The sequence below is a fragment of the Kocuria dechangensis genome, from assembly GCF_014636775.1.
In the GTDB taxonomy this organism is placed as follows: domain Bacteria; phylum Actinomycetota; class Actinomycetes; order Actinomycetales; family Micrococcaceae; genus Kocuria; species Kocuria dechangensis.
Genome location: NZ_BMEQ01000010.1, coordinates 127,380 through 134,869, shown reverse-complemented (window position 1 = coordinate 134,869; position 7,490 = coordinate 127,380). Strand labels below are relative to the sequence as shown.

The 7,490-nt window shown below is 74.9% G+C and carries 6 protein-coding genes; 3 read left to right on the top strand and 3 right to left on the bottom strand.

The window, feature by feature from the left end; translation table 11 throughout:
• On the top strand, window positions 1–800 hold an 800-nt coding region (locus tag IEW07_RS11060; RefSeq protein ID WP_188537147.1), incomplete at its 5' end, for an AEC family transporter.
• 73 nt (window positions 801–873) lie between these two features.
• Here IEW07_RS11060 and IEW07_RS11055 read toward each other — a convergent pair.
• The gene (locus IEW07_RS11055; RefSeq protein ID WP_188537145.1) at window positions 874–2,007 is read right to left on the bottom strand and encodes an L-talarate/galactarate dehydratase; all 1,134 of its coding nucleotides are present in this window, start codon (window positions 2,005–2,007) and stop codon (window positions 874–876) included.
• Between the two features lie 169 nt (window positions 2,008–2,176).
• On the opposite strand from IEW07_RS11055, the gene IEW07_RS11050 reads away from it, so the two are divergent.
• Window positions 2,177–3,394: an MFS transporter gene (locus IEW07_RS11050; protein ID WP_188537143.1), complete on the top strand. Its 1,218-nt coding sequence runs from the start codon at window positions 2,177–2,179 to the stop codon at window positions 3,392–3,394.
• A gap of 32 nt (window positions 3,395–3,426) precedes the next feature.
• On the opposite strand, the gene IEW07_RS11045 is transcribed toward IEW07_RS11050, so the two are convergent.
• Window positions 3,427–4,542, bottom strand: a complete 1,116-nt coding sequence (locus IEW07_RS11045) for a GAF domain-containing protein (RefSeq protein ID WP_188537141.1) — start codon at window positions 4,540–4,542, stop codon at window positions 3,427–3,429.
• Window positions 4,543–4,672: 130 nt separating this feature from the next.
• On the opposite strand from IEW07_RS11045, the gene IEW07_RS11040 reads away from it, so the two are divergent.
• Window positions 4,673–6,481 carry a flavin-containing monooxygenase gene (locus IEW07_RS11040; protein ID WP_188537139.1) on the top strand — a complete coding sequence of 603 codons (1,809 nt, stop codon included), beginning with the start codon at window positions 4,673–4,675 and terminating at the stop codon, window positions 6,479–6,481.
• Between the two features lie 23 nt (window positions 6,482–6,504).
• On the opposite strand, the gene IEW07_RS11035 is transcribed toward IEW07_RS11040, so the two are convergent.
• The gene (locus IEW07_RS11035; RefSeq protein ID WP_229741779.1) at window positions 6,505–7,422 is read right to left on the bottom strand and encodes an ROK family protein; all 918 of its coding nucleotides are present in this window, start codon (window positions 7,420–7,422) and stop codon (window positions 6,505–6,507) included.
• Window positions 7,423–7,490 lie beyond the last annotated feature (68 nt).

Here is a 7,490-nt window from a genome sequence, read left to right as displayed (position 1 = left end):
CCAACCCGGCCCTGATGCTGGTGCTCGTCGCGGGCACCGACCTCGACGCCGTGCTGGGCGTCTACACGCCGGTCGCCCTGGCCACCGCGGCGGTGGCCGGGGCGGTCTGCGCGCTCTACAGCGGCCTGGTCCTGCGCCGCCGCGGCGCCCGGACGGCGGCCGCGGCCATGGCCGCCTCCTACGTGAACGCCGGCAACATCGGGCTGCCCATCGCGCTCTACGCGGTGGGCAGCGCCGCGCCGGTGGTCTCCGTGCTGCTGGCGCAGCTGCTCGTGCTCGCCCCGCTCTACCTGGCCCTCTTCTCGTTCCTCACCCGCTCGGCCGGGAGCGGGTCGCTGTGGCGTGCCGTGGCCCGCTCGGTGGCGAACCCCGTCACGATCGGCACGGCCTTCGGCGTGCTGCTGTCCGCGACCGGCCTGGAGCTCCCCGAGGTCCTCTGGATCCCTCTCGAGATGCTCGGGGAGTCCTCCGTGCCGATGCTGCTGCTGGTGTTCGGCATGAGCCTCCACGGCCAGCGGCCGTTCCGGCAGCGCGCGCTCGTGCCGGACGTGGTCGGGGCCACCCTGGTCAAGCTGACCGTGATGCCCGCCGCGGCCTGGGCCCTGGGGCGCTTCGGCTTCGGCCTGGGCGGCACGGAGCTGCTCGGCGTCGTCGTCATGGCCGCCCTGCCCACGGCGCAGAACGTCTTCCTGTTCTCGTCGCAGTTCCGCATGCCCACCGCCGTGGTGCGGGACGTCGTCTTCCTGAGCTCGCTCCTGTCCTTCCCCGCGATCGCCCTCATCGGCGTCCTGCTCGGCTGAGTCCCGGGACGGCGCACGAGCGGGGCCCCGGGGACGGACCGCCCCCGGGGCCCCGCTCGTGCGCCGTCCGCGCTCAGGCCGTGCCGAACTCCACGGAGTCCGTGGTCCAGGCCCGCGCCTGCCCGCTGAGCGTCACGCCCAGCCCGGGACGGTCCGGCACCAGCATGCGCCCGCCCCGGGTCTCGAGGCGCTCCTCGAACAGCGGGTCGAGCCAGTCGAAGTGCTCGACCCACGGCTCGCGGGGGTAGGCGGCAGCGAGGTGGAGGTGGATCTCCATCGCGAAGTGGGGCGCCAGGCCCAGGCCGCGCTGGTCCGCGAGGGCGGCCAGGCGCAGGAACTGGGTGATGCCCCCCACGCGCGGGGCGTCGGGCTGGATGATGTCGCAGGCCCGGCTCTCGATCAGGCGGACGTGCTCGGCGACGGAGGCCAGCATCTCGCCCGTGGCGATGGGGGTGTCCAGCGCGGCGGCGAGCTGGGCGTGGCCCTCGGCGTCGTAGGCGTCCAGGGGCTCCTCGATCCAGACGAGGTCGAACTCCTCCAGCCGGCGGCCCATGCGCAGGGCCGTGGCCCGGTCCCACTGCTGGTTGGCGTCGACCATGAGGGGGACGTCCGCGCCGATGTGCTCGCGCACGCCGGCCACCCGCCGCAGGTCCTCGCCCGAGTCGGGCAGGCCGACCTTGATCTTGATCCCGCCGATGCCCTCCTCGAGGGAGCGGGTGGCGCGGTCCCTGACCTCGTCGAGGGAGGCGTTGAGGAAGCCGCCGGAGGTGTTGTAGGTGCGCACCGAGTCGCGGTGGGCGCCGAGGAGCTTGGCCAGCGGCAGCCCGGCCCGCTTGGCCTTGAGGTCCCAGAGGGCGACGTCGATCGCGGCGAGCGCCTGCGTGGCCACCCCGGAGCGGCCCACGGAGGCACCGGCCCAGAGCAGCTTGTCGTACACCTTGGCGATGTCGTTGGGGTCCTCTCCGATCAGGCCCTGGGCCACCTCCTTCGCGTGGGCGTACTGGGCGGGGCCGCCGGCGCGCTTGGAGTAGCTGAACCCCACGCCGGACCAGCCCTGCTCGGTGCTGATCTCGGCGAAGAGGAAGACGACCTCGGTCATCGGCTTCTGGCGGCCGGTGAAGACCTTGGCGTCGGAGATGGGGGTGCTCAGCGGCAGGCAGGCCGTGGAGAGCTTGACGTGGCGGACGGCGTCCGGGGTGTACGGCATGGCGGGGATCCTCGGGTCGGGAGGGGCGGGCGGACACCACTGATAGTACAAGTCAATAACTTGTATGACTAGAGGCGAGGGTGAGGTCAGACCTCTTCCGCAGTAACCTGGGTCACGCCCGGCCCGCCCTCGCGGAGCCGGCCCCGCCCGCTTCCCGAGGAGTTCCCCCGTGCCCACGCCGCCGCCCGACCAGCCCGCCGCCCCGCCCTCCCGCCGGGCGCTCGTCTACCTGGGCGTCTGCGTGGTCCTGGTCGGGCTGAACCTGCGCACGGTCTTCTCCAGCTTCTCCGCGATCCTGCCGGAGATCACCGCCGCCGCGGGCCTGCCGGGATGGGCCGTCACCGCCCTCACCACCTCCCCCGTGACGCTGCTGGGGGTGTTCGCGCCGTTCGCCCCGCGGCTGGCCCGCCGGTTCGGGGCCGAGAACGTGCTCCTGGGCGCCATGGTGCTGCTGAGCCTGGGCCTGGTGGCCCGCGGCCTGCCCCTGCCGGGGGCGGGCGCCGTGCCGCTGCTGCTGGCCGGGACGGTGGCGTGCGGCGCGGCCATCGCCCTGGGCAACGTGCTGCTGCCGTCCATCGTGAAGCGGGACTTCCAGCACCGCCTCGGCCTGATGAGCGGGCTCTACACCACCGCGATCTGCGCCTCCGCCGCGCTGGGCGCGGGCCTGACCTACCCGGCCTTCCAGGCTACGGGGTCCTGGCGGGCGTCGCTGGCGGTGTGGGCGGTGCCCGCCGCGGCCGTGGTGGTCCTGCTGGTCCCGGTCGCGCTGCGCCACCACGCGGCCGCGGGCTCCGCGGCGGCGGACGGGGAGCACAGCCCCTGGCGCTCGCCCGTGGCCTGGCAGGTCACGCTGTTCATGGTCTTCCAGGCGATGATGTCCTTCAGCGTCTTCGCCTGGCTCGCCCCAATCCTCCGGGACCGCGGGATCGACGGCGGCACCGCCGGGCTGATCGTGGCCGTGTCCATCCTCCTGCAGATGACCGGCTCGCTCTTCGCCCCCGTACTGGCGGTGCGGCTGCGGGACCAGCGGGTGCTCAACGCCGCGGTCGCCCTGATGGCCGGCGGGGGCTTCGTGCTGTCCATCTTCGGGCCCCTCCAGCTGATCTGGGTCTGGACCGGCCTACTCGGGCTCGGCCAGGGCAGCCTGACCGCGGTGGCCCTGACGATGATCGCCCTGCGCACGCGCAGCGCCTCCATGGCGGTGCGGCTCTCGGGCATGATGCAGGGCGTCGGCTACGGCCTGGGCTCCTCCGGCACGTTCCTGGTGGGCCAGCTCCTGCACTGGACCGGCGGCTTCGCGGCGGCGGGCGTCATGTTCGCGGTGGTCGGCGCGCTCGCCGCGGCGTTCGGCTGGCAGGCGGGCCGGGCGCGGCTCATCCGGGAGTAGCCGTCCGGGAGCAGCCGGTCGGGAGCAGCCGGTCAGGCCCCGGGGCCGGTCTGCCCCATCTCGGTGTGGGCCCACCGGACCTCCATCCGCGGGTCACCGCTGCGGCGCACCGCCTCCCGGGTCACCCGGTCCAGCTCGCCGCGCCACTCCTCGATGGCGAGCAGGTCGGAGGACCGCAGGAGCGGCTGGCGGTAGATGCACAGCGCCCGGTCCAGCTCGCCGCGCTCCAGGGCGCCGCGCAGCCGTGCGACGTCGCTGGTCACCCGGGCGGGGTCCGCGAACCGGTAGGGCCCGGCGGCGATCACCCCGCCGAGCCGGCGGCGGGCCCGGTGGACCTCGGTGCGGACCGTGCCCGGCGTGCCGTGGTCGCCGTAGAGCGCGTAGGCCATCTCCTCGGCGCTCCACCCGCGCTCCCGGAGGCTGAGCAGGGCCAGGATCTCCGCGGTGCGGGTCGGCAGGGCGAACCAGTCGCCGCCCGCCACGCGCGCGGCGGCCGGGTCCGCGAGCAGGCGCAGCTCCAGGAACGGGACGCCCGCCGCGCCGGACGTGCCGGACCGCTCGGACGGCCGAGCCGTCTGGGCCGCGAGCAGCGTCTCGACCACGCGGGCGGCCGAGCGCACCAGCGCCCTGGTGTCGTGGGTGGCGGTGCCGCGCGGCCCGGACAGGTCGATGACGCCGAGCACCTCCCCGCTCCCCGGCCGGAGCACCGGCGCGGAGGTGCAGTCCCACTCGCCGTGGGACAGCGCGAAGTGCTCCGCCCCGCGCAGCTCCTCCGCGGTCCCGTGGCGCAGCGCCTGGGCGATCGCGTTGGTGCCCACGCCGTGCTCGTCCCACCCGGCCCCCTCCACGAAACCGAGCCCGTCGGCGCGCCGCAGCGGCGAGCGTCCACCGCGCCGCCACAGCACGGTGCCGTCGGGCCCGGCGAGGACGGCGAGCCGGGGCTCGGCCGAGTCCGGGGAGACCCCGAGGACGTCGGCGACGACGTCGACGTGCGCGGCCAGGGGCGAGAGCTCGCGCAGCTGCCGCACGTCCTGCTCCGGGAGCACCTCGCGCGGGCCGTCCAGGTCCCGGGACAGGCCCCGGGCGGCGCACCGCTCCCAGGCGGAGCGCACCCGCTCCGGCGTCCCGGTCGATCCCCTGCTGTCCACAGCGCGCTCCTCCGTGCTCTGCGCCCCACCCCGATGCAACGCCGGTGAAACCCCCGCCGCGCCACAGTGGTGACACGCATCACATCGGACCCTATGGCACCGGGCGTCCGGCGTAAACCGAGGAGGAACCATGACCGAGACCGACACCGCCATCGAGACCGGGGCGGAGACCGCCCGCGCCTGGCTCGGCGCCCTGGACCGGGCGCTCGCCGCCGGCGACGCGGACGCGGCGGCGGACCTGTTCGAGGAGGGAGGCTTCTGGCGCGACTTCCTGGCGTTCACCTGGAACCTGAAGACGCTGGAGGGCCGCGACCGGATCCGGCAGATGCTCGCCGAGACCCTGCCGAACGTCCGGCCCTCCGCGTGGGAGGTGGAGGGCGAGCCCACCACGGCCGACGGGGTCACGGAGTGCTGGGTGCGCTTCCGCACCTCCGCCGGGACCGGATGGGGCTACCTGCGGCTGCGCGAGGGCAGGGCGTGGACCCTGCTGACCACGCTGCAGGACCTGACGGGCTTCGAGGAGAAGAAGGGACCCCGGCGCGACCGCGGGGTGGTCCACGAGATCACCCGCGAGCGCCGGACGTGGCTGGAGCGGCGCCGGGAGCGGGAGGAGGCCCTCGGCCGCACGGAGCAGCCCTACTGCCTGGTCGTCGGGGGCGGGCAGGGCGGCATCGGCCTCGCCGCGCGGCTGGGGCGCCTGGGCATCCCCACCGTCGTGGTCGACCGGCACGAGAAGGCCGGGGACGCGTGGCGCAACCGGTACAAGTCCCTGCACCTGCACGACCCCGTCTGGTACGACCACATGCCGTACCTCCCCTTCCCGGACGACTGGCCGGTCTTCCCCGCCAAGGACAAGGTCGCCGACTGGCTCATGCACTACGCCGACATCATGGAGCTGAACTACTGGGCGAAGACGGAGTGCCGCTCGGCCGAGTGGGACGAGGAGTCCGGGACGTGGACCGTGGTCGTGGACCGCGACGGCGAGGAGCTCACCCTCCGGCCCACCCAGCTGGTCTTCGCGCTCGGCGTCTCCGGCTACCCCCGGATCCCGGCGTTCCCCGGCGCCGACGTGTTCCGGGGCGCGCAGCACCACTCCTCCGCCCACGCGGGCGGCGACGACTGGGCGGGCAAGCGGGCCGTGGTGATCGGCTCCAACAACTCCGCCCACGACATCTGCGCGGACCTGTGGGAGCACGGGGCGGAGGTGACCATGGTGCAGCGCTCCTCCACGCACATCTCCCGCAGCGAGTCCCTCATGGACCTGGTCCTGAAACCGCTCTACTCCGAGGAGGCCCTGGCGGCCGGCATCAGCACCGAGCAGGCGGACATGCTGTTCGCCTCGTGGCCGTACCGCGTCCTGCCGGACGTCCAGCGGCCCGCGTTCGAGGAGATGGCCCGCCGGGACCGGGAGTTCTACGACGCGCTCGCGGCCGCCGGCTTCGACCTCGACTTCGGCGAGGACGGCTCGGGGCTGTTCCTCAAGTACCTGCGCCGGGGCTCCGGGTACTACATAGATGTCGGCACCTCCCAGCTGATCATCGACGGCCGGGTCCGCCTGGCCACCGGCCAGGTCGACCGCCTGACGGAGGACGCGGTGGTCCTCGACGACGGCACCGAGCTGCCGGCGGACCTGGTCGTCCACGCCACCGGGTACGGGTCCATGAACGAGTGGCTCGCGGACCTCGTCTCCCCGGAGGTCGCCGACCGCGTGGGCAAGTGCTGGGGCTACGGATCGGACACCACGCGGGACCCCGGCCCGTGGGAGGGCGAGCTGCGGAACATGTGGAAGCCCATCAACGTGGAGAACCTCTGGATCCACGGCGGCAACCTGCACCAGAGCCGGCACTACTCGAAGTACCTGGCCCTGCAGCTCAAGGCGCGGATGGAGGGCCTGCCGACGCCCGTGTTCGAGCTCGAGGAGTCGCACCACCCCCGCTGACCCGAGCGGCCGGCGGGCGGGGCTCAGGCGTCCGTGGTGCGGGCCGGCGCGCCCGCACCGCGGACGAGGTCCTGCGCGAGCGCGAGCGCCCCGCGGACCCCCGAGTCGTCGCCCAGGGCGGGCGGGACGACGTACCCGCTGCCCGGGTCCATGCAGGGGTGCTCGCCCAGGGCCCCCGCCACCAGCTGCGCCAGCCGCGGCCGCACGGCCTCCAGCAGCCCGGGCGTCCTGGCCACGCCCCCGCCCAGGACGATCCGCTCGGGCGCCACGGTGAGGGTCACGGCGGCCAGCAGCTGGGCGACGTACCAGGCGCCGAGCTCCACCGCCTGCGCACGGTCGGCACCGAGGTCCCAGGCGGGCCTGCCCCAGCGCGCCGCGACGGCCGGGCCGGCCGCGAGGCCCTCCAGGCAGTCGCCGTGGAACGGGCAGCCCCCGGGGTACGGGTCGTCCGGGTGCCGCCGGACCAGGAGGTGCCCGGCCTCCGGGTGCGCCCGGTCCGACAGGGGCCGGCCGTCGACCAGGAACCCGGCGCCCACGCCCGTCCCGACGGTCACGTAGGCCAGGTCCCGGACGCCGCGGCCGGCGCCGTGCCGGTGCTCGCCCACGGCGGCCCCGGTCACGTCCGTGACGACCGCCGCGGGCGTGCCGCGCAGCCCGAGCCCCGCGAGCAGGTCGGTGTCGCGCCACCCGGGCTTCGGCGTGGCGCCGACCGTCCCGTACCGCGGCGAGCGCCGGTCCACCTCCACGGGCCCGAAGGCGGCCAGCCCCACCGCCTCGAGCCCGCCGGCGGCGTGCTCGGCCAGGAACGCCCGGACCTTCCCCAGGGTCTCGCCGGGGGTCGTGGTGTCGATCCGCACGGCCTGCACCACCGCGCCGGGGTCGGCCGTCCCGGCGAGGGCGCAGAGGACCTTGGTGCCCCCGGTCTCGATCCCGGCGATCACGGCAGCACCGGCGCACCGGGCGCGGAGAGGACGGAGGGGACGAATCGGGTGGAGCAGGTCATGGACGT